This is a genomic window from Endozoicomonas sp. ISHI1 (genome assembly GCF_024606225.1).
Taxonomy (GTDB): Bacteria; Pseudomonadota; Gammaproteobacteria; order Pseudomonadales; family Endozoicomonadaceae; genus Endozoicomonas_A.
Window position 1 is genome coordinate 23,334 of record NZ_JAGRPU010000043.1, and the last position, 22,740, is coordinate 46,073.

Consider the following 22,740-nt stretch of genomic DNA (forward strand, 5'->3'; position numbering starts at 1 on the left):
ATGGTTTTGACCCAAAAAGCCATGTCTTCCAAAACCTGGTTATGACTTAAATCACCTGACTCAGAAAGGACTGCAGGCGTTCACTGTCTGGATTATCAAAGAAGCTATCAGGAACACTGTCTTCTAACAGTTCACCAGACTCCATGAACAGAACCCGGTCGGCTACTTCGCGGGCAAAGCCCATTTCATGAGTCACCACAACCATGGTCATACCTGAACGAGCCAGTTGTTTCATAACTTCCAGAACCTCACCGACCATTTCCGGGTCCAGTGCAGAAGTCGGCTCATCAAACAACATGATCTTCGGCTGCATAGCTAATGCCCGAGCTATGGCTACACGTTGCTGCTGACCGCCCGATAACTGAGGTGGAAAACTCCCGGCTTTGTCAGACAGGCCGACTTTGGCCAGCAGCTCTACTGCCCGGTCTTCTGCATCGTTTCTGGAGATACCACGAACTTTCATGGGCGCCAGACAGATATTGTCCAGTACACTCAGGTGAGGAAACAGGTTGAAGGACTGGAAGACCATCCCCACTTCTTCCCTCAGTTTATTGACATCTCCGGGAGTGGTCAGGGAGATTCCGTCCACAACGATTTCACCGGCATTGATAGTTTCCAGCTGATTCAGGGTACGCAGAAAAGTTGATTTGCCTGAACCACTGGGCCCAACCACGACCACCACTTCCCCTTCCCTGATGGTCTGACTGACATTCTTCAGGGCGTGAACACCATTTGGGTAGACCTTGTGAATATCTGTCACGGTGATAATAGCGTCAGCTTCTTGCGGCATACTTCACCTCCATCCTTCTGACGACATACGACAGGATACCGGTCAGCACCAGGTAAAGTGCCGCAACCGTGAACCAGACTTCAAAGGGACTGAAGGTACTGCTGACCGTTTCCCGACCGGCTTTGGTCAGATCAGTCAGAGAAATAACCGAAACCAGTGAAGAGTCCTTGATCAAGTTGATAAACTGACCGGCCAACGGTGGCAGAACCCGTTTGAAAGCCTGGGGCAGGATGATATATCGCAAGGTATCACCCCGGCTCATTCCAAGACTGCGTCCGGCTTCCATCTGACCTTTATTGATCGACTCAATACCGGCTCGAATAATCTCTGCAATGTAGGCACCAGTGAAAATCGACAGCGCCGCAACGCCCGCTGTGAAACGATCCAGATGAAGAACCGTGCCAATAAAGAAATAAACAATGAAAATTTGCACCAGCAGCGGGGTGCCACGAATGACCTCGACGTAGAGTATCGAGAGATTTCTCAACGCCGGATTGGGAGAAATTCTCGCCAGTCCTGAAATCACCCCCAGGAGAATGGCAAAGACAATGGAGACCAGCGACAGCTTGATGGTCATCACCAGACCATTGGCTATGGGCCCGGCTTTCCATTCATAACTGACGGCCAGCAGATCGCCTTCAAAGACCAGATCACCGTCATAAACCTGAACGTCGGAAAATCCTTTAATAACAGTCTGCTCTGAGTCATTAAAGTCATTCACCAGGACCAGTTGCCCACTGTCGTTAGTTGCAACCGTACCGTCGAATTCTGCTCTGAGTGGATTTTCTGCCTTGTAGAAGACGTATTGAGGAATGCGCTCCCAGCGCCAGATATAATCAATCGACTGACTTGACTTGTAGATACCCACGCCCATCAGCAGCAATAACACACCGAAGACCAGGTTCCACAGAACCTGGTTCGGCTGTTTTTCCATTTGCAACGGACGGCCGGCTACGGGTTTACTGCTCAGCACTTAGTTCAGAGTCTTCTGCCATTCGGAGCTTTCGAACCACTTGGCATAAATCTTATCGTAGGTGCCATCGGCCTTGATTTGACTCATAAAGTTATTCAACCAGTTTTCGAAGTCAGGATCTCCTTTACGAATACCCCAGGCCAGAGGCTCATGAGTGAAGGCAGTGTCCAGATGAGTCAGCTTGCCTTCATTCTGGCTGGAGTAAATCGCATTGAATGGAAAGTCGTATACGAAAGCATCTGCTTTGCCATTGGCGACTTCCAGAGCACCATCGGCTTCCGTTTCAAACAGACGGATACTGGCTTTACTCAAGTAACGCTTGGTTGCCTGTTCACCGGTAGTACCCAGCTTGGTAGCCACGGTGTACTTCTTGTTATTCAGATCCTTGTAGCTCTTGATTTCACCTTCCAGGCCCTTACGCAGCAGGATGCTTTGACCTACGACAATGTAAGGCTGGGCAAAGTTGATCTGCAGGTTACGTTGTGGCGTCAGGGTCATGCCGGACATAATGATGTCAAACTTGCCGGTCAGCAGGGCAGGAATGATTCCATCCCATGCAGTGTTGACCAGTTCCAGCTCGACGCCCATGGCTTTGGCCATCTGACGGGCAATGTCCACATCAAAACCAACAATATCACCACGTTTGTTGGTCATTTCAAAAGGCATGTAGCCTGCTTCCATACCAACACGCAGGGTTTTGCGCTCAATGATTTCGTTCAGGGTAGACTCTTGCCAAAGCTCTGTATCAGCAGCAAACAGGCTGGTGCTAAAAGCCAGCATAAACGTCAGAAATACCATTATTTTTTTCATTATTTTTCACTCCAGGGTTCCGGTTTGCCCGGAACTCAGTCACTACCAGTTTTTATAATGTGAAATAGGCTGCCAAAGCAGAACAGTATCTCGCTTTTTATCGTTTTATTCGGCCTTCAACAGAAGGTCATTTCATTTGCCTACAAGACTCGGGTATTTTACATATACAAGTCGATTTGAACAGTACTTTAGTGCTATTTAATACTGAACTGAGAAGTTCGCTAAAGTGTGGAGCAACGACCACTTGTTTTTCTACCTTTGACTTCAGGATGGTATAAAGTGCACAAAACGTTGAAGCCATCTGGAGAGTGTCTGCCATGCTGAGTCTGATTCTGTACTTCCTCATCAACGGTCTGGCTGTTTTCATCACCGCCAGAATCCTCAAAGGTGTAGACATTGAAAATTATGGCAGTGCGCTGCTGGTATCGATCCTGCTGACAGTGGTCAATACCTTTGTCAAACCGATTCTGTTTTTCCTGACGCTGCCCATCACCATCCTGACTCTGGGTTTATTTTCTTTGGTACTGAATGCCCTGATGCTGATGATCGTTGATTACTTTATGGACAGTTTCAACATTAAAAACTTTGGCTGGGCGCTGATCATGAGCATTGTTCTTTCTATCGTCAATGCAGCATTGCTCTTTCTCATACCGGGCGTAATGGCGCTGTAAAACAGAAGGAGCAGGTCCCGGGCCTGTTTCTGATTAAGATTATTTCCTGCAGACTAATACATCATTATTCGACATGGTGGATTCAAAGATTCAGAACAGGCACTTATGCCCATCTGACCATATATGTAGAACGGCGCACCTTATGTTTTCTACCTTGCTGTCGAGACATATTTGCAGAGACTCTGATGAAAGGAACCCTGATGAAAAGGATCACTCTGGGACTGGCCAGCTTCTTCGTCCTGCTCATTTTGCCACTGACCCAGACCAACGCACAGGAAGCGGCTTTGAACTTTTATTTTCAGGAAGATCCGGGTACCAGGGGATATGCGGTCACGCTGCCACTGATGCTGAACCCCTCTTCTCGAAATCAACCTATGGAGTTCAATGAATTTCCAGCTTTCAGAGTATCCGTTCAACAGAGTATGCAGAGACTGGATATTCTTTTCTACGACAAACTTTCCGGCAAGTTGCTGACCAAGGTGCGTTACCCGATAGTGAACCGCATGAAGAATACTTTTCAGACACAGGGATTTACCGGGCTTCAATATATACACCATCCTAATGGAGCTGTATTGCAGTTTATTGGAATGGTGAGGTAGGCAACAGTGTCTGATTAACCGTCTGGATCATCCTGAAACTCGTCGTCAAGATTAGAGCTCCCGCTTCTGTTCCGGGCCGGAGAGGCAATCGACTCTTGAGCAGACACTATCGATATGCTCCTGCATGCTCACATTATCACAACCTTGCAGAGTGTGAGAGCATAGCGGGCAGCTGATCTGACAGTGGAAAAACGCCCAGTGATTAATCAGTTCTTGTTGCGACCCCAGTGGCAGATCAACCGTAAAATTCGCATTCCCGAACTGTTGAAGACGGCCTCCCATCAGAATCAACCGAAGCAGGGACCCCTCCCCCTCATCACCCAGACAGGAGCCGCATCGATATGAATCAATATGAGTAGCCAGATGGGTTTGCAGGGCTTGCTGGTTACTGATGGTCTCAAAACAAAAACCACATCTGTATTGCAAATGTTCATTCATATGCGAAGCAGTAGGCCGGATGTCGTCAGACTCATTAAATGGGCATTCAAATAACGGACATCCGGCCCGCTCCCGATGTGAGGCCTCAAAATGAGCGGTGTTGTCTGTCTCTGCTGTCAAAATAGTAAAACAGGATTCGAAACAGAAAGCATAACAGTGTGATGACAGAGTATTCAGGAGTTGTTGCAGAGGAAGTTGTAATACTTCCGTATGATTACAATGATGGCAAAATTCATTGACAACGCCTACGCATCGCTGTTGCAGATGCTGCGCAGTAAGATGTTCCCTGACACCCTGCTGATCGAGTTCCATCGCCTCATAATCAACAGGACACAGATTACAGTGAATTCCGGGCCTTCTTTTCTTGCCACAGCATGGACACTTGGCAGGTGAGGCTCCAAAGCGCTGATAACAGTCTTCACAGAGACCTCTGCGACAACAGGAGTATTGCCAGGAGACCCCGTTTTTCTGACAATGCCAACACAGACAAGGATTCTTTTTATCTTCAGACTTATCCTTGCGCTCATCGCCATTATTCTCATTGTGATCATCCCCCCCAGTCGAAACAGGCATAACTGACTGAGAAGCGTCCTCTTCCATACCGTCATCGTCTTCTTCATGACCCAGTCCGCTATCGGTAGATCTGCTCATTTCACCGATTCGGCTTACAGCGACACCCCACTGCAAAATTCCTGGCAGGATGCTGTAAAGAGAGATCAGACTATTAGCCTCAACCGGTTCAGAAGCCCTGTCAACAAAGCTTGAGTCCCTGGTCTGGACCGCTTTTAGCTTCAGGCTGGAATCAGCAGGCAGATAGGCATTGAGCAAGGGATTCAGAAAAATCAGCAACAGAGTTTCATGACAAAAAGACACACCCGGCTTTTCGTCCATTGCAGCCTGAGCAGGGCCCCACCAAACCAGTGTGGCCAGTGGCAGGAACATCAATATCCTTAAGGCTCTGTACACCATAAGACAGATTAATTATTTTAATGAGACTGTGAATATAGTTGCTGAGTTTCACTCTGCCAATGAGGTACTTTTCAATATGACCAGTACTCTCCGATATGAAATGAGTCTCACCGTGCTGGATCTGTAGGAATCTTGTACTTCAGATCACGCACAGACGTGTGCACTGCCTTGCCCTTCTGAGCCTGTGACAAGCAGAAATCAATCACTTGACTGTACATTACAAAGCTTTCGTTTTCGTTGTTGCCTTCTGTGATCCGCCAGGGCTTTCAAGTTGGGCAGGATCTTCTGGCACTCAGGGCAGGTTTGCTCCGGGGTGTGATATTGACTTCTGTGAACCGACAGGGCTTGAGCGTTTGGCAGGGTCTTCTGGCACTCAGAGCAGGTTTGCTCCGGGGTGTGATCTTTTCTTTTGTGAACCGACAGGGCTTGAGCGTTTGGCAGGGTCTTCTGGCACTCAGGGCAGGTTTGCTCTCCGGTGTGATATTGACTTTTGTGAACCGACAAGGCTTGAACGTTTGGCAGGATCTTCTGGCACTCAGGACAGGTTTGCTCCGGGGTGTGATCTTTTCTTTTGTGATTCGATAGCGCTTTAGCATTTGGCAGGGTCTTCTGGCACTCAGGGCAGGTTTGCTCTGGGGTGTGATCTTTTCTTCTGTGAGCCGACAGAGCTTGAGCGTTTGGCAGGATCTTCTGGCACTCAGGGCAAGTTTGCTCTGGGGTGTGATCTTTTCTTTTGTGATCCGACAGGGCTTGAATGTTTGGCAGGATCTTCTGGCACTCAGGACAGATCCGCCCTCCGGTGTGATATTGACTTTTGTGAGCCGTCAGGGCTTGAACGTTTGGCAGGATCTTCTGGCACTCAGAGCAGGTTTGCTCTGGGGTGTGATCTTTTCTCTTGTGATTCGACAGAGCTTGAACGTTGGGCAGGGTCTTCTGGCACTCAGGGCAGTTTCGCTTTCCGGTGTGATATTTACTTTTGTGAGTAGTCCGTGAGGCTTGAGAGCTAAATGATTTTTCACAGCCGGGGTGATCACATCGGTATTTTTTGGAGCCTGCCTTTCTTTGTTTTTTCGCAGAAGGCGGATTAAATTTTAATGATGGACCGGTTGTACTGTCAGCTCCCGAGACAACTGCCGGAGCTCCGGCAGGATGGCTTACCGGGCCAGATTCCTGATCGCCTGTTTGCCAATAGACATCTGCTCTGCAAGCGAAAGAGTCGTCTGAGGTTGAACACCGGATAGTTGTTGATGGAGCGAAGATACAGCGTCCTCGTCGATGACAACAGGGCTGTTCATGGCAATTTTCATCAAGGCTATGTCGGGAGTCCGTGGGCCGACCTGAATTTTCATCATTATGGTCGTTGTCGTATAGATAATACGATTTTTCTGAATGACTATTGAATGACTGACCATGATCTTCTGGCTCCGTTGTCCGGGAATAGTTACCGCCGCCCGCTCCGTTCATCAAAGTGATGATCTGAAATTTATTTCGCCTACAGTGTTTGTCATCAGGCGGTGAGCCCGACTCTGGATATCCGTTTGTGCAGGTAATGTGTGATGGTTCGTTTTGCATCGGCCCCCAATCGGTCATTGGCATCGCAGATAATGTGCCCGGCTCGTTTTTTACAGAAAAACTCTGGCTTGTCGAAACCCCATTCTGGTTAACCTCAACGATAAAATGGTAAGCCTGCGGCTCAACCGGGCAGATGAAAGGCACAAACACCAATACGTGCAAGAGTAGACTTTTAATGGTTCTATCCTTTGTTTTCTATGGCCAGGAGCAATGAGGATAGACGAGATTTGTCATCGGTTAACCCGCCGCAGGTGATAAACAGATGGACATATACATTGCACTTCAGATCATGCCCAGACGTATGCAGTACCTTTCTCTCTTCAGCCTGTGACAAGAAGACATCAATCACTTGACTGTACATCATCAAGCTTTCGTTTTCGGTGTTGCCTTCTGTGATCCGACAGGGCTCTCGCATTTGGCAGGATCTTCCGGCACTCAGGGCAGGTTTGCTCTCCGCTATGATGTTGACTGTTGTGATTCGACAGGGCTTTCGCGTTTGGCAGGGTCTTCTGGCACTCGGGGCAGATTTGCTCTCCAGTGTGATCTCTTCTTTTGTGAGACGTCAGGGCTTGAGCATTTGGCAGGGTCTTCTGGCACTCAGGGCAGGTTTGCTCTCCGGTGTGATATTTACTTCTGTGAACCGACAGGGCCGGAGCGTTTGGCAGAGTCTTCTGGCATTCAGGGCAGGTTTGCTCTCCGGTATGATCTTTTCTTTTATGATCTGACAGGGCATTCGCATTTGGCAGGATTTTCTGGCACTCAGGGCAGGTTTTCTCCCCGGTGTGATATAGACTTTTGTGAACCGACAGGGCTTGAGTGTTCGGCTGGGTCTTCTGACACTCAGGACAGGTTTGCTCCGGGGTGTGATCTTTTCTTTTGTGAACCAACAGTGCTCTCGCGTTTGGCAGGGTCTTCTGGCACTCAGGGCAGGTTTGCTCTGGGGTGTGGTACTTTCTTTTGTGATCCGACAGGGCTTCAGTGTTTGGCAGGATCTTCTGGCACTCAGCGCAGGTTTGCTCTGGGGTGTGCTCTTTTCTTTTATGATGCGACAGCGCTGGAGCGTTTGGCAGGGTCTTCTGGCACTCAGGGCAGGTTTGCTCCCCAGTGTGATCTTTTCTTTTGTGAGTCGACAGCGCTTGAGCGTTTGGCAGGATCTTCTGGCACTCAGGGCAGGTTTGCTCTGGCGTATGATATTTTCTTTTGTGAACCGACAGGGCTTGAGCGTTTGGCAGGGTTTTCTGGCACTGAGGGCAGCTTTGCTCTCCAGTGTGATATTGACTTTTGTGAGATCTCAATGAGCCCTGAGAGCCAAGTAATTTTTCACAGCCGGGGTGATCACATCGGTATTTTTTGGAGCCTGCCTTCCTTTGTTTTTTCGCAGGAGGTGGATTTGATGTTAATGATGGGCCGATTGTGCTGTCAGCTCCCGAGACCACTGTTGAAGTTTCTTCAGGATGGCTTACCAAGCCAGATTCCTGATCGCCTGTTTGCAAACAGACATCTGTTCTGCAAACGAAAGAGTCGTCTGAGGTTGAACGACACTGAATACTTCTAGAGGGAGCGAAGATACAGCGTCCTTGTCGATGACAACAGGGCTGTTCATAGCAACTTTCGTCAAGGCTATGTCGGGAGTCAGTAGGTCGGCCCGAATTTTCATCATTATGTTCGTTGTCGTATAGATAATGCGATTTTTCTGAATGCCCACTGAATGACTGACCATGATCCTCTGGCCCCGTTATCCGGGAATAGTTGCCGCCGCCCGTTCCGTACATCAAAGTGATAATCTGAAATTTGTTTCGCCGACAGGGTTTGTCATCGCAAGGCGTGCGTGGCCCTGAATATCCGTTTGCGCGGGTAATGTGTGATGGTTCGTTTTGCACCGGCCTCCCATCGTTCATTGGCATCGCAGATAATGTGCCCGGCTCAGTGTTTATAGAAAAACTATGGCTGGTCGAAGCCCTATTCTGGTTAACCTCAACGATAAAACGATAGGACTGCGGCTCAACCGGGCAGACAAAAGGTACAAAGACCAATACGTGCAAGAGTAGGCTTTTAATGGTTCTATCCTCTGTTTTCTGCGGATAGGAGCAGTGAGGATAGACGAGATTTGTCATCTGTTAACCCGCCGCAGGTGATAGACCGATGGGCGTGAACATTGCGATTGAGATCATAACCGAACGTGTGCAGTGCCCTTCTCCTCTGAGCCTGTGACAAGCAGGCATCAATCACTTGACTTTGCGTCATCAAGCTTTCGTTTTCGGTGTTGCCTTCTGTGATCCGACAGGGCTTGAACGTTTGGCAGGGTCTTCTGGCACGCAGAGCAGGTTCGCTCTCCGGTATGATATTGACTTTTGTGATCCGACAGGGCTTTCGCGTTTGGCAAGGTCTTCTGGCACTCAGGGCAGGTTCGCTCTACAGTGTGATATTTTCTTTTGTGAGCTTTCAGGGCTTGAGCGTTTCGCAGGGTCTTCTGGCACGCAGAGCAGGTTCGCTCTCCGGTATGATATTGACTTTTGTGATCCGACAGGGCTTTCGCGTTTGGCAAGGTCTTCTCGCACTCAGGGCAGGTTTGCTCTCCGGTGTGATATTGACTTTTGTGAGCCGACAGGGCTGGAGCGTTTGGCAGGGTCTTCTGGCACTCAGGGCAGGTTTGCTCTCCGCTGTGATATTGACTTTTATGATTCGACAGGGCTTTTGCGTTTGGCAGGGTCTTCTGGCATTCAGGGCAGGTTTGCTCTCCTCTGTGATATTGACTTTTATGATTCGACAGGGCTTTTACGTTTGGCAGGGTCTTCTGGCATTCAGGGCAGGTTTGCTCTCCTCTGTGATATTGACTTTTGTGAGCCGACAGGGCTTTCGTGTTTGGCAGGGTCTTCTGGCACTCAGGGCAGGTTTGCTCTCCAGTGTGATCTTTTCTTTTGTGAGACGTCAGGGCTTGAGCGTTTGGCAGGGTCTTCTGGCACTTAGGGCAGGTTTGCTCTCCGGTGTGATATTGGCTTCTGTGAGCCGACAGGGCTTTCGCGTTTGGCAGGGGCTTTTGGCACTCAGGGCAGGTTTGCTCCGGGGTGTGATCCTTTCTTTTATGATCCGACAGGGCTTGAGAGTTTGGCAGAGTCTTCTGGCACTTAGGGCAGGTTTGCTCTCCGGTGTGATATAAACTTTTGTGAACCGACAGGGCTTTGGCGTTTGGCAGGGTCTTCTGGCACTCAGGGCAGGCTTGCTCTCCGGTATGATCTTTTCTTTTGTGATCCGTCAGGGCTTTCGCGTCTGGCAGGGGCTTCTGGCACTCAGGGCAGGTTTGTTCCGGGGTGTGTTTTTTACTTTTGTGATTCCACAGGGCTATCGCGTTTGGCAGAGTCTTCTGGCACTCAGGACAGGTTTGCTCTCCGGTGTGATATTGCCTTTTGTGAGTGCTCAATGAGGCTTGAGAGCCAAGTGTTTTTTCACAGCCGGGGTGATCACATCGGTATTTTTTGGAGCCTGTCTTCCTTTGTTTTTTAGCAGGAGGTGGATTTAATGTTAATGATGGACCGGTTGTGCTGTCAGCGTCTGAGACAACTGTCTGAGCTTCAGCAGGATGACTTACCGAGCCCAATTCCTGATCGCCCGTTTGCAAATAGCCATCTGTTCTGCAAGCGAAAGAGTCATCTGAGGTTGAACGACACCGGATACTTGTGGAGGGAGCAAAGATACAGCGTCCTTGTCGCTGACAACAGGGCTGTTCATGACAATTTTTGTCAAGGCTATGTCGGGCGTCGGTGGGCTGGCCCGAATTTTCATCATTATGGCTGTTGTCGTATAGATAATGCGATTTCTCTGAATGTCTATTGAATGACTGACCATGATCCTCTTGCCCCGTTGTCCGGGAATAGTTACCTCCTCCCGTTCCGTGCATCAAAGTGATGATCTGAAGTTTGTTTCGTCTACAGGGTTTGTCATCGGTTGGTATGCCTGACCCTGAATATCCGTTTGTGCGGGTAATGTTTGATAGTTGGTTTTGCATCGGCCTCCCATCGGTCATTGGCATCGCAGATAATGTGCCCGGCTCAGTTTTTATAAAAAAATTCTGGCTTGTCGAAGCCCCATTCTGGTTAACCTCAACGATAAAACGGTAAGTCTGCGGCTCAACCGGACAGACAAAAGGCACAAAGACCAATACGTGCAAGAGTAGACTTTTAATGGTTCTATCCTTTGTTTTCTATGGATAGGAGCAGTGAGGATAGACGAGAGAATAAGGGGCAATAAACTAAAACAGAGTGGTTCATGGATTCTCCCATCCATAGCAAACATGCCTGCCAGGGGCGAGCCTTTCATGGCACAGTCAAAGCAGGTTGATGATTTCGTAGTGCCACATGGCCATCAAAGATCAGCTTGCCCTCCTGAGCCTATGACAAGCAGAAATCAATCACTTGACTGTGCATCATAAAACTTTCGTTTTCGGTGTTGCCTTTTGTGATCCGACAAGGATTTCGCGTTTGACAGGCTCTTCTGGCACTCAGGGCAGGTTTGCTCTCCTGTATGATCTTTTCTTTTGTGAACCGACAGGGCTTGAGCGTTTGGCAGAGTCTTCTGGCACTCAGGGCAGGTTTGCTCTCCAGTGTGATATTGACTTTTGTGAGTCGTCAGTGCTTGAGCATTTGGCAGGGTCTTCTGGCACTCAGGGCAGGTTTGTTCTCCGGTATGATCTTTTCTTTTGTGATTCAACAGGGCTTGAGCGTTTGGCAGGGTCTTCTGGCACTCAGGGCAGGTTTGCTCTCCGCTGTGATCTTTTCTTTTGTGATCCGACAAGGCTTTCGCGTTTGGCAGGGTCTTCTGGCAATCAGGGCAGGTTTGCTCTCCGCTGTGATCTTTTCTTTTGTGATGCGACAGGGCTTGAGCGTTTGGCAGGATCTTCTGGCACTCAGGGCAGGTTTGCTCTCCGGTGTGATATAAACTTTTGTGAGCCGACAGGGCTTGAGCGTTTGGCAGGGTCTTCTGGCAATCAGGGCAGGTTTGCTCTGGGGTATGATCTTTTCTTTTGTGATCTGACATGGCTTGAGCGCTTGGCAGGGTCTTCTGGCACTCAGGGCAGGTTTGCTTTCCGGTGTGATATAAACTTTTGTGAACCGACAGGGCCCGAGCGTTTGGCAGAGTCTTCTGGCACTCAGGGCAGATTTGCTCTGGGGTATGATATTTTCTTTTGTGTTCTGACAGGGCTTGAGCGTTTGGCAGGGTCTTCTGGCACTCAGGGCAGGTTTGCTCTCCGGTGTGATATTGACTTTTGTGAGCCGACAGGGCTTGAGCGTTTGGCAGGGTCTTCTGGCATTCAGGGCAGGTTTGCTCTGGGGTGTGATCTTTTCTTTTGTGTGCCGACAGGGCTTTAGTGTCTGGCAAAGTCTTCTGGCACTCAGGGCAGGTTTGCTCTGAGGTGTGCTCTTTTCTTTTGTGAACCGACAGGGCTTTATTGTTTGGCAGGACCATCTGGCACTCGGGGCAGGTTTGCTCTCCGGTATGATATTGACTTTTGTGATACGACAGGGCTTGAGCGTTTAACAGGGTCTTCTGGCACTCAGGGCAGGCTTGCACTGAGGTGTGATCTTTTCTTTTGTGAGCCGACAGGGCTCTCGCGTTTAGTAGGATCTTCTGGCACTCAGGGCAGGCGTGCTCTCCGGTGTGATATCGACTTTTGTGTTCGGACAGGGCTTTCGCGTTTGGCAGGGTCTTCTGGCACTCAGGGCAGGTTTGCTCTCCGGTGTGATATAAACTTTTGTGAACCGACAGGGCTTTGGCGTTTGGCAGGGTCTTCTGGCACTCAGGACAGGTTTGCTCTCCGGTATGATCTTTTCTTTTGTGATCCGTCAGGGCTTTCGCGTCTGGCAGGGGCTTCTGGCACTCAGGGCAGGTTTGTTCCGGGGTGTGTTTTTTTCTTTTGTGATTCCACAGGGCTATCGCGTTTGGCAGAGTCTTCTGGCACTCAGGGCAGGTTGGCTCTCCGGTGTGATATTGATTTTTGTGAGTCTTCAATGAGGCTTGAGAGCCAAGTGATTTTTCACAGCCGGGGTGATCACATCGGTATTTTTTGGAGCCTGCCTTCCTTTGTTTTTTCGCAGGAGGCGGATTTAATGTTAATGATGGACCGGTTGTGCTGTCAGCGCCTGAGATGACTGTCGGACCTTCAGCAGGATGGCTTACCGAGCCAGATTCCTGATCGCCCGTTTCCAAATAGACCTTGGTTCTCCAAGCGAAAGAGTCGTCTGAGGTTGAACGACACTGGATACTTGCAGAAGGAGCAAAGATACAGCGTCCTTGTCGATGACAACAGGGCTGTTCATGACAATTTTCGTCAAGGCTATGTCGGGCGTCGGTGGGCTGGCCCGAGTTTTTATCATTATGGCTGTTGTCGTATAGATAATGCGATTTCTCTGAATGTCTATTGAATGACTGACCATGATCCTCTTGCTCCATTGTCCGGGAATAGTTCCCTCCTCCCGTTCCGTGCATCAAAGTGATGATCTGAAGTTTGTTTCGTCTACAGGGTTTGTCATCGGTTGGTATGCCTGACCCTGAATATCCGTTTGTGCGGGTAATGTTTGATGGTTGGTTTTGCATCGGCCTCCCATCGGTCATTGGCATTGCAGATAATGTGCACGGCTCAGTTTTTATAAAAAAATTCTGGCTTGTCGAAACCCCATTCTGGTTAACCTCAACGATAAAACGGTAAGTCTGCGGCTCAACCGGACAGACAAAAGGCACAAAGACCAATACGTGCAAGAGTAGACTTTTAATGGTTCTATCCTTTGTTTTCTATGGATAGGAGCAGTGAGGATAGACCAGAGAATAAGGAGCGTGCCTGCCTGACAGAAGGTTTCATCAAACGATAAGGATCTTATGAATCCTGCAAATTCAGACCGAAGACATATGCCCATTAAAAAATATTCCCGAACCCATCAAGTTGGTGATTTCCTGGTGCCACATGGGCATTAAGACCTGCTTGCTAAAGAAGACGTCCTTCCATGTCTTTTTGTCATCGGTTAACCTGCCCCAGGTAATAGACAGATGGACGTGAACATTGCACTTCAGCTCATGCCCAAACGTTTGTAATTCCTTTCCCTCTTGAGCCTATGACAAGCAGAAATCAATCACTTGACTTTGCATCATCAAGCTTTCGTTTTCGGTGTTGCCTTTTATGATTCGACAGGGCTTGAGCGTTTGGCAGGGTCTTCTGGCACTCAGGGCAGGTTTGTTCCGGGGTGTGATCTTTTCTTTTGTGATTCGACAGGACTTGAGCGTTTGGCAGGGTCTTCTGGCACTCAGGGCAGTTTTGCTCTGGGGTGTGATCTTTTCTTTTGTGATTCGTCAGAGCTTTCGCGTTTGGCAGGGTCTTCTGGCACTTAGGGCAGGTTTGCTGTCCGGTGTGATATTGACTTTTGTGAGCCGACAGGACTTGAGCATTTGACAGGGTCTTCTGGCACTCAGGGCAGGTTTGCTCTCCGCTGTGATCTTTTCTTTTGTGATCCGACAGGGCTTTCGCGTTTGGCAGGGTCTTCTGGCACTCAGGGCAGGTTTGCTCTCCGCTGTGATCTTTTCTTTTGTGATCCGACAGGGCTTTCGCGTTTGGCAGGGTCTTCTGGCACTCAGGGCAGGTTTGCTCTACGCTGTGATCTTTTCTTTTGTGAGCCGACAGGGCTTGAACGTTTGGCAGGGTCTTCTGGCACTCAGGGCAGGTTTGCTCTCCGCTGTGATCTTTTCTTTTGTGAATCGACAGGGCTTGAGCGTTTGGCAGGATCTTCTGGCACTCAGGGCAGGTTTGCTCTCCGGTATGATCTTTTCTTTTGTGATCTGACAGGGCTTGAGCGTTTGGCAGGGTCTTCTGGCAATCAGGGCAGGTTTGCTCTCCGCTGTGATCTTTTCTTTTGTGATCCGACAGGGCTTTCGCGTTTGGCAGGGTCTTCTGGCAATCAGGGCAGGTTTGCTCTCCGGTATGGTCTTTTCTTTTGTGATCTGACAGGGCTTGAGCGCTTGGCAGGGTCTTCTGGCACTCACGGCAGGTTTGCTCTCCGCTATGATCTTTTCTTTTGTGAGCCGACAGGGCTTGAGCGTTTGGCAGGGTCTTCAGGCACCCGGGGCAGGTTTGCTGTCCGCTGTGATCTTTTCTTTTGTGATGCGACAGGGCTTGAGCGTTTGGCAGGATCTTCTGGCACTCAGGGCAGGTTTGCTTTCCGCTGTGATCTTTTCTTTTGTGAGCCGACAGGGCTTGCGCGTTTGGCAGGGTCTTCTGGCAATCAGGGCAGGTTTGCTCTGGGGTATGATATTTTCTTTTGTGATCCGACAGGGCTTTCACGTTTGGCAGGGTCTTCTGGCACTCAGGGCAGGTTTGCTCTCCGGTATGAGCTTTTCTTTTATGCTCTGACAGAGCTTGAGGGTCTGGCAGGGTCTTCTGGCACTTAGGACAGGTTTTCTCTCCGCTGTGATCTTTTCTTTTGTGAGCCGACAGGGTTTTCGCGTTTGGCAGGGTCTTCTGGCACTCAGGGCAGGTTTGCTCACCGGTGTGATATTGACTTTTGTGAGCCGACAGGGCTTGAGCGTTTGGCAGGGTCTTCTGGCATTCAGGGCAGGTTTGCTCTGGGGTGTGATCTTTTCTTTTGTGAGCCGACAGGGCTTTAGTGTCTGGCAGGGTCTTCTGGCACTCAGGGCAGGTTTGCTCTGAGGTGTGCTCTTTTCTTTTGTGAACCGACAGGGCTTTATTGTTTGGCAGGGCCATCTGGCACTCGGGGCAGGTTTGCTCTCCGGTATGATATTGACTTTTGTGATACGACAGGGTTTGAGCGTTTAACAGGGTCTTCTGGCACTCAGGGCAGGCTTGCTCTCCGGTGTGATATCGACTTTTGTGTTCGGACAGGGCTTTCGCGTTTGGCAGGGTCTTCTGGCACTCAGGGCAGGTTTGCTCTCTGGTGTGATATTGCCTCTTGTGAGTGCTCAATGAGGCTTGAGAGCCAAGTGTTTTTTCACAGCCGGGGTGATCACATCGGTATTTTTTGGAGCCTGTCTTCCTTTGTTTTTTAGCAGGAGGTGGATTTAATGTTAATGATGGACCGGTTGTGCTGTCAGCGTCTGAGACAACTGTCCGAGCTTCAGCAGGATGGCTTACCGAGCCCGTTTTCAGACAGAGATCTGTTCCGCAAGCGAAAGAGTCGTCTGAGGTTGAACGACACTGGATACTTGTAGAGGGAGCAAAGATACAGCGTCCTTGTCGATGACAACAGGGCTGTTCATGGCAATTTTCGTCAAGGCTATGCCGGGAGTCGGTGGGCTGACCCGAATTTTCATCATTATGTTCATTGTCGTATAGAAAATGCGATTTTTCTGAATGTCTATTGAATGACTGACCATGATCCTCTTGCCCCGTTGTCCGGGAATAGTTACCTCCTCCCGTTCCGTACATCAAAGTGATGATCTGAAGTTTGTTTCGTCTACAGGGTTTGTCATCGGTTGGTATGCCTGACCCTGAATATCCGTTTGTGCGGGTAATGTTTGATGGTTGGTTTTGCATCGGCCTCCCATCGGTCATTGGCATTGCAGATAATGTGCACGGCTCAGTTTTTATAAAAAAATTCTGGCTTGTCGAAGCCCCATTCTGGTTAACCTCAACGATAAAACGGTAAGTCTGCGGCTCAACCGGACAGACAAAAGGCACAAAGACCAATACGTGCAAGAGTAGACTTTTAATGGTTCTATCCTTTGTTTTCTATGGATAGGAGCAGTGAGGATAGACCAGAGAATAAGGGGCGTGTCTGCCTGACAGAAGGTTTCATCAAACGATAAGGATCTTATGAATCCTGCAGATTCAGACCGAAGACATACGCCCATTAAAAAATATTCCCAAACTTATCAAGTTGGTGATTTCCTGGTGCCGCATGGGCATTAAGACCTGCTTGCTAAAGAAGACGTCCTTCCATGTCTTTTTGTCATCGGTTAACCTGCCCCGGGTAATAGACAGATGGACGTGAACATTGCATTTCAGCTCATGCCCAAACGTTTGTAATTCCTTTCTCTCTTGAGCCTATGACAAGCAGAAATCAATCACTTGACTTTGCATCATCAAGCTTTCGTTTTCGGTGTTGCCTTTTATGATTCGACAGGGCTTGAGTGTTTGGCAGGATCTTCTGGCACTCAGGACAGGTTTGTTCCGAGGTGTGATCTTTTCTTTTGTGATTCGACAGGGCGTGAGCGTTTGGCAGAGTCTTCTGGCACTCAGGGCAGGTTTGCTCTCCGCTGTGATATTGACTTTTGTGAGCCGCAAGGGCTTTCGCGTTTGGCAGGGTCTTCTGGCACTCAGGGCAGGTTCGTTCTCCGGTATGATCTTTTCTTTTGTGATCTGACAGGGCTTGAGCATTTGGCAGGGTCTTCTGGCAATCAGGGCAGGTTTGCTCTCCGGTATGATCTTTTCTTTTGTGAACTGACAGGGCTTGAGCGTTTGACAGAGTCTTTTGGCACTCAGGGCAGGTTTGCTCTCCGGTGTGATATCGACTTTTGTGAAGCGACAGGGCTTGAGCATTTGACAGGATCTTCTGGCACTCAGGGCAGGTTTGCTCTGGGGTGTGGTCTTTTCTTTTGTGAACCGACAGGGCTTGAGCATTTGACAGGATCTTCTGGCACTCAAGGCAGGTTTGCTCTGGGGTGTGATGTTTTCTTTTGTGATTGTACAGGGCTTGAGCGTTTGGCAGGGTCTTCTGGCACTCAGGGCAGGCTTGCTCTCCGCTGTGATCTTTTCTTTTGTGAGCCGACAGGGCTTGAGCGTTTGGCAGGGTCTTCTGGCACTCAGGACAGGTCTGCTCTCCGGTATGATCTTTTCTTTTATGATCAGACAGGGCTTGAGCGTTTGGCAGGGTCTTCTGGCACTCAGGGCAGGTTTGCTCTCCGGTGTGATATAGACTTTTGTGAACCGACAGGGCTTGAGCGTTTGGCAGGGTCTTCTGGCACTCAGGGCAGGATTGCTCTCCGCTGTGATCTTTTCTTTTGTGAACCGACAGGGCGTGAGCGTTTGGCAGAGTCTTCTGGCACTCAGGGCAGGTTTGCTCTCTGGTGTGATATTGCCTTTTGTGAGTGCTCAATGAGGCTTGAGAGCCAAGTGTTTTTTCACAGCCGGGGTGATCACATCGGTATTTTTTGGAGCCTGTCTTCCTTTGTTTTTGAGCAGGAGGTGGATTTAATGTTAATGATGGACCGGTTGTGCTGTCAGCGTCTGAGACAACTGTCCGAGCTTCAGCAGGATGGCTTACCGAGCCCAATTCCAGACAGAGATCTGTTCTGCAAGCGAAAGATTCATCTGAGGTCGAACGATACCGGCTACTTTTGGAGGGAGCGAAGATACAGCGTCCTTGTCGATGACAACAGGGCTGTTCATGACAATTTTCGTCAAGGCTATGTCGGGCGTCGGTGGGCTGGCCCGAGTTTTTATCATTATGGCTGTTGTCGTATAGATAATGCGATTTCTCTGAATGTCTATTGAATGACTGACCATGATCCTCTTGCCCCGTTGTCCGGGCATAGTTCCCTCCTCCCGTTCCGTGCATCAAAGTGATGATCTGAAGTTTGTTTCGTCTACAGGGTTTGTCATCGGTTGGTATGCCTGACCCTGAATATCCGTTTGTGCGGGTAATGTTTGATGGTTGGTTTTGCATCGGCCTCCCATCGGTCATTGGCATTGCAGATAATGTGCACGGCTCAGTTTTTATAAAAAAATTCTGGCTTGTCGAAACCCCATTCTGGTTAACCTCAACGATAAAACGGTAAGTCTGCGGCTCAACCGGACAGACAAAAGGCACAAAGACCAATACGTGCAAGAGTAGACTTTTAATGGTTCTATCCTTTGTTTTCTATGGATAGGAGCAGTGAGGATAGACCAGAGAATAAGGAGCGTGCCTGCCTGACAGAAGGTTTCATCAAACGATAAGGATCTTATGAATCCTGCAAATTCAGACCGAAGACATACGCCCATTAAAAAATATTCCCGAACCCATCAAGTTGGTGATTTCCTGGTGCCACATGGGCATTAAGACCTGCTTGCTAAAGAAGACGTCCTTCCATGTCTTTTTGTCATCGGTTAATCTGCCCCGGGTAATAGACAGATGGACGTGAACATTGCACTTCAGCTCATGCCCAAACGTTTGTAATTCCTTTCCCTCTTGAGCCTATGACAAGCAGAAATCAATCACTTGACTTTGCATCATCAAGCTTTCGTTTTCGGTGTTGCCTTTTATGATTCGACAGGGCTTGAGCGTTTGGCAAATTCTTCTGGCACTCAGGGCAGGTTTGCTCTCCGGTGTGATATCGACTTTTGTGAAGCGACAGGGCTTGAGCGTTTGACAGGGTCTTCTGGCACTCAGGGCAGGTTTGCTCTGGGGTGTGGTCTTTTCTTTTGTGAGTCGACAGGGCTTGAGCATTTGGCAGGGTCTTCTGGCACTCAGGGCAGTTTTGTTCTCCGGTATGCTCTTTTCTTTTGTGAGTCGACAGGGCTTGAGCATTTGGCAGGATCTTCTGGCACTCAGGGCAGTTTTGTTCTCCGGTATGCTCTTTTCTTTTGTGAGTCGACAGGGATTTGGCGTTTGGCAGGCTCTTCTGGCACTCCGGGCAAGTTTGCTCTCCGCTGTGATCTTTTCTTTTGTGATCCGACAAGGCTTTCGCGTTTGGCAGGGTCTTCTGGCAGTCAGGGCAGGTTTGCTCTGGGGTGTGATCTTTTCTTTTGTGAGCCGACAGGGCTTTAGTGTCTGGCAGGGTCTTCTGGCACTCAGGGCAGGTTTGCTCTGAGGTGTGCTCTTTTCTTTTGTGAACCGACAGGGCTTTATTGTTTGGCAGGGCCATCTGGCACTTGGGGCAGGTTTGCTCTCCTGTATGATATTGACTTTTGTGATACGACAGGGCTTGAGCGTTTAACAGGGTCTTCTGGCACTCAGGGCAGGTTTGCTCTCCTGTATGATCTTTTCTTTTGTGAGCCGACAGGGCTCTCGCGTTTGGCAGGATCTTCTGGCACTCAGGGCAGGTTTGCTCCCCAGTGTGATATCGACTTTTGTGTTCGGACAGGGCTTTCGCGTTTGGCAGGATCTTCTGGCACTCAGGGCAGGTTTGCTCTGGGGTGTGATCTTTTCTTTTGTGATCTGACAGGGCTTGAGCGTTTGGCAGGATCTTCTGGCACTCGAGGCAGGTTTGCTCTGGGGTGTGATCTTTTCTTTTGTAGGCCGACAGGACTTGAGTGTTTGGCAGGGTCTTCTGGCACTCAGGGCAGGTTTGCTCTGGAGTGTGCTCTTTTCTTTTGTGAGAGTTCAATAAGCCTCGAAAGCCAAGTGATTTTTCACAGCCGGGGTGATCACATCGGTATTTTTTGGAGCCTGCCTTCCTTTGTTTTTTCGCAGGAGGTGGATTTAATGTTAATGATGGACCGGTTGTGCTGTCAGCTCCTGAGATGACTGTCGGACCTTCAGCGGGATGGCTTACCGAGCCAGATTCCTGATCGCCCGTTTGCAAATAGTCATCTGTTCTCCAAGCGAAAGAGTCGTCTGAGGTTGAACGACACTGGATACTTGTAGAGGGAGCGAAGATACAGCGTCCTTGTCGATGACAACAGGGCTGTTCATGACAATTTTCGTCAAGGCTATGTCGGGCGTCGGTGGGCTGGCCCGAGTTTTTATCATTATGGCTGTTGTCGTATAGATAATGCGATTTTTCTGAATGTCTATTGAATGACTGACCATGATCCTCTTGCTCCATTGTCCGGGAATAGTTCCCTCCTCCCGTTCCGTGCATCAAAGTGATGATCTGAAGTTTGTTTCGTCTACAGGGTTTGTCATCGGTTGGTATGCCTGACCCTGAATATCCGTTTGTGCGGGTAATGTTTGATGATTGGTTTTGCATCGGCCTCCCATCGGTCATTGGCATTGCAGATAATGTGCACGGCTCAGTTTTGATAAAAAAATTCTGGCTTGTCGAAGCCCCATTCTGGTTAACCTCAACGATAAAACGGTAAGTCTGCGGCTCAACCGGACAGACAAAAGGCACAAAGACCAATACGTGCAAGAGTAGACTTTTAATGGTTCTATCCTTTGTTTTCTATGGATAGGAGCAGTGAGGATAGACCAGAGAATAAGGAGCGTACGTGCCTGACAGAAGGTTTCATCAAACGATAAGGATCTTATGAATCCTGCAAATTCAGACCGAAGACATACGCCCATTAAAAAATATTCCCGAACCCATCAAGTTGGTGGTTTCCTGGTGCCGCATGGGCATTAATACCTGCTTGCTAAAGAAGACGTCCTTCCATGTCTTTTTGTCATCGGTTAACCTGCCCCGGGTAATAGACAGATGGACGTGAACATTGCACTTCAGCTCATGCCCAAACGTTTGTAATTCCTTTCCCTCTTGAGCCTATGACAAGCTGAAATCAATCACTTGACTTTGCATCATCAAGCTTTCGTTTTCGGTGTTGCCTTTTATGATTCGACAGGGCTTGAGTGTTTGGCAGGATCTTCTGGCACTCAGGACAGGTTTGTTCCGGGGTGTGATCTTTTCTTTTATGAGCCGACAGGGCTTGATTACTTGGCAGGGTCTTCTGGCACTCAGGGCAGGTTTGCTCTCCGCTGTGATATTGACTTTTGTGAGCCGACAGGGCTTTCGCGTTTGGCAGGGTCTTCTGGCACTCAGGGCAGGTTTGTTCTCCGGTATGATCTTTTCTTTTGTGATTCAACAGGGCTTGAGCGTTTGGCAGGGTCTTCTGGCAATCAGGGCAGGTTTGCTCTCCGGTATGATCTTTTCTTTTGTGAACTGACAGGGCTTGAGCGTTTGACAGGGTCTTCTGGCACTCAGGGCAGGTTTGCTCTCCGGTGTGATATAGACTTTTGTGAACCGACAGGGCTTGAACATTTGGCAGGATCTTCTGGCACTCAAGGCAGGTTTGCTCTGGGGTGTGATCTTTTCTTTTGTGATTGTACAGGGCTTGAGCGTTTGGCAGGATCTTCTGGCACTCAGGGCAGGTTTGCTCTCCGGTGTGATATCGACTTTTGTGAACCGACAGGCTTTTCGCGCTTGTCAGGGTCTTCTGGCACTCAGGGCAGGTTTGCTCTCCGCTGTGATCTTTTCTTTTGTGAACCGACAGGGCTTGAACATTTGGCAGGATCTTCTGGCACTCAAGGCAGGTTTGCTCTGGGGTGTGATCTTTTCTTTTGTGAGCCGACAGGGTTTGAGCGTTTGGCAGGATCTTCTGGCACTCAGGGCAGGTTTGCTCTCCGCTGTGATCTTTTCTTTTGTGAGCCGACAGGGCTTGAGCGTTTGGCAGGGTCTTCTGGCACTCAGGGCAGGTTTGCTCTCTGCTATGATCTTTTCTTTTGTGAGCCGACAGGGCTTGAGCGTTTGGCAGGTTCTTCTGGCACTCAGGACAGGTTTGCTCTCCGGTATGATCTTTTCTTTTGTGATCTGACAGGGCTTGAGCGCTTGGCAGGGTCTTCTGGCACTCAGAGCAGGTTTGCTGTCCGGTGTGATATAAACTTTTGTGAACCGACAGGGCCCGAGCGTTTGGCAGAGTCTTCTGGCACTCAGGGCAGATTTGCTCTCCGGTATGATCTTTTCTTTTGTGTTCTGACAGGGCTTGAGCGTTTGGCAGGGTCTTCTGGCACTCAGGACAGATTTGCTCCGGGGTGTGATTTTTTCTTTTGTGATTCGACAGGGCTTGAGCGTTTGACAGGGTCTTCAGGCACTCAGGGCAGGTTTGCTCTCCTGTATGATCTTTTCTTTTGTGAGTCGACAGGGCTTGAGCGTTTGGCAAGGTCTTCTGGCACTCAGGACAGATTTGCTCTGGGGTGTGATTTTTTCTTTTGTGATTCGAAAGGGCTTGAGCGTTTGACAGGGTCTTCTGGCACTCAAGACAGGTTTGCTCTCCTCTGTGATATAAAC

At 49.2% G+C, this 22,740-nt stretch carries 15 protein-coding genes and 4 pseudogenes; 2 read left to right on the top strand and 17 right to left on the bottom strand.

Going from position 1 to position 22,740, the window contains the following annotated elements; all coding sequences use genetic code 11:
• Positions 1 to 46: 46 nt before the first annotated feature.
• Genes KBW69_RS19740 through KBW69_RS19750 form a run of 3 tightly spaced genes read right to left on the bottom strand, consistent with a single transcriptional unit; the run spans position 47 to position 2,573 of the window.
• On the bottom strand, positions 47 to 769 hold the full coding sequence (locus KBW69_RS19740; RefSeq protein ID WP_368736459.1) for an amino acid ABC transporter ATP-binding protein: 723 nt from the start codon (positions 767 to 769) through the stop codon (positions 47 to 49).
• Positions 770 to 773: 4 nt separating this feature from the next.
• Positions 774 to 1,724 carry an amino acid ABC transporter permease gene (locus tag KBW69_RS19745; RefSeq protein WP_257281985.1) on the bottom strand — a complete coding sequence of 317 codons (951 nt, stop codon included), beginning with the start codon at positions 1,722 to 1,724 and terminating at the stop codon, positions 774 to 776.
• Between the two features lie 39 nt (positions 1,725 to 1,763).
• Positions 1,764 to 2,573, bottom strand: a complete 810-nt coding sequence (locus KBW69_RS19750) for a transporter substrate-binding domain-containing protein (RefSeq protein WP_257255423.1) — start codon at positions 2,571 to 2,573, stop codon at positions 1,764 to 1,766.
• Between the two features lie 317 nt (positions 2,574 to 2,890).
• Here KBW69_RS19750 and KBW69_RS19755 point away from each other — a divergent pair, with 317 nt between their 5' ends.
• Both KBW69_RS19755 and KBW69_RS19760 read left to right on the top strand, forming a co-directional pair.
• Positions 2,891 to 3,244, top strand: a complete 354-nt coding sequence (locus KBW69_RS19755) for a phage holin family protein (RefSeq protein ID WP_257255422.1) — start codon at positions 2,891 to 2,893, stop codon at positions 3,242 to 3,244.
• A 185-nt stretch (positions 3,245 to 3,429) separates the two neighbouring features.
• Positions 3,430 to 3,843 carry a hypothetical protein gene (locus KBW69_RS19760; RefSeq protein WP_257255421.1) on the top strand — a complete coding sequence of 138 codons (414 nt, stop codon included), beginning with the start codon at positions 3,430 to 3,432 and terminating at the stop codon, positions 3,841 to 3,843.
• A 51-nt stretch (positions 3,844 to 3,894) separates the two neighbouring features.
• Here the strand turns inward: KBW69_RS19760 and KBW69_RS19765 are convergent, their stop codons facing one another.
• The 14 genes and pseudogenes from KBW69_RS19765 to KBW69_RS19805 all read right to left on the bottom strand — a co-directional run.
• Positions 3,895 to 5,223 (bottom strand): hypothetical protein, encoded by a 1,329-nt coding sequence (locus tag KBW69_RS19765; protein WP_257281986.1) that lies wholly within the window; start codon positions 5,221 to 5,223, stop codon positions 3,895 to 3,897.
• Between the two features lie 225 nt (positions 5,224 to 5,448).
• A complete protein-coding gene (locus tag KBW69_RS19770) occupies positions 5,449 to 6,984 on the bottom strand; it encodes a C2H2-type zinc finger protein (RefSeq protein WP_257281987.1) in 1,536 nt (511 codons plus the stop codon).
• A 179-nt stretch (positions 6,985 to 7,163) separates the two neighbouring features.
• Positions 7,164 to 8,864 (bottom strand): C2H2-type zinc finger protein, encoded by a 1,701-nt coding sequence (locus KBW69_RS19775; RefSeq protein ID WP_257281988.1) that lies wholly within the window; start codon positions 8,862 to 8,864, stop codon positions 7,164 to 7,166.
• A 19-nt stretch (positions 8,865 to 8,883) separates the two neighbouring features.
• The gene (locus tag KBW69_RS23925; protein WP_373690722.1) at positions 8,884 to 9,066 is read right to left on the bottom strand and encodes a transposase; all 183 of its coding nucleotides are present in this window, start codon (positions 9,064 to 9,066) and stop codon (positions 8,884 to 8,886) included.
• Positions 9,044 to 10,987: a C2H2-type zinc finger protein gene (locus KBW69_RS19780; RefSeq protein WP_257281989.1), complete on the bottom strand. Its 1,944-nt coding sequence runs from the start codon at positions 10,985 to 10,987 to the stop codon at positions 9,044 to 9,046. The genes KBW69_RS23925 and KBW69_RS19780 overlap by 23 nt, the downstream gene beginning before the upstream one ends.
• Before the next feature lie 236 nt (positions 10,988 to 11,223).
• On the bottom strand, positions 11,224 to 13,572 hold the full coding sequence (locus KBW69_RS19785) for a C2H2-type zinc finger protein (protein WP_257281991.1): 2,349 nt from the start codon (positions 13,570 to 13,572) through the stop codon (positions 11,224 to 11,226).
• A 132-nt stretch (positions 13,573 to 13,704) separates the two neighbouring features.
• Positions 13,705 to 13,890, bottom strand: a pseudogene (locus KBW69_RS23930) (transposase); the annotation flags it as partial.
• 46 nt (positions 13,891 to 13,936) lie between these two features.
• On the bottom strand, positions 13,937 to 16,513 hold the full coding sequence (locus KBW69_RS19790) for a C2H2-type zinc finger protein (protein WP_257281992.1): 2,577 nt from the start codon (positions 16,511 to 16,513) through the stop codon (positions 13,937 to 13,939).
• 132 nt (positions 16,514 to 16,645) lie between these two features.
• A pseudogene (locus KBW69_RS23935) lies at positions 16,646 to 16,831 on the bottom strand (transposase); the annotation flags it as partial.
• Between the two features lie 46 nt (positions 16,832 to 16,877).
• Positions 16,878 to 18,644, bottom strand: a complete 1,767-nt coding sequence (locus KBW69_RS19795) for a C2H2-type zinc finger protein (protein WP_257281993.1) — start codon at positions 18,642 to 18,644, stop codon at positions 16,878 to 16,880.
• A 132-nt stretch (positions 18,645 to 18,776) separates the two neighbouring features.
• Positions 18,777 to 18,962, bottom strand: a pseudogene (locus KBW69_RS23940) (transposase); the annotation flags it as partial.
• A 46-nt stretch (positions 18,963 to 19,008) separates the two neighbouring features.
• Positions 19,009 to 20,871, bottom strand: a complete 1,863-nt coding sequence (locus tag KBW69_RS19800) for a C2H2-type zinc finger protein (protein WP_257281995.1) — start codon at positions 20,869 to 20,871, stop codon at positions 19,009 to 19,011.
• A gap of 132 nt (positions 20,872 to 21,003) precedes the next feature.
• A pseudogene (locus KBW69_RS23945) lies at positions 21,004 to 21,189 on the bottom strand (transposase); the annotation flags it as partial.
• A gap of 46 nt (positions 21,190 to 21,235) precedes the next feature.
• A partial coding sequence (locus KBW69_RS19805; protein ID WP_257281996.1) for a C2H2-type zinc finger protein occupies positions 21,236 to 22,740 on the bottom strand: 1,505 nt, incomplete at its 5' end.

Bases quoted from the DNA above. Each gene is read 5' to 3' on its own strand.
- KBW69_RS19760 (WP_257255421.1), top strand. From the start codon at position 3,430: ATGAAAGGAACCCTGATGAAAAGGATCACTCTGGGACTGGCCAGCTTC.
- KBW69_RS19745 (WP_257281985.1), bottom strand. From the start codon at position 1,724: ATGGAAAAACAGCCGAACCAGGTTCTGTGGAACCTGGTCTTCGGTGTG.
- KBW69_RS23925 (WP_373690722.1), bottom strand. From the start codon at position 9,066: ATGACGCAAAGTCAAGTGATTGATGCCTGCTTGTCACAGGCTCAGAGG.
- KBW69_RS19750 (WP_257255423.1), bottom strand. From the start codon at position 2,573: ATGAAAAAAATAATGGTATTTCTGACGTTTATGCTGGCTTTTAGCACC.
- KBW69_RS19765 (WP_257281986.1), bottom strand. From the start codon at position 5,223: ATGTTCCTGCCACTGGCCACACTGGTTTGGTGGGGCCCTGCTCAGGCT.
- KBW69_RS19755 (WP_257255422.1), top strand. From the start codon at position 2,891: ATGCTGAGTCTGATTCTGTACTTCCTCATCAACGGTCTGGCTGTTTTC.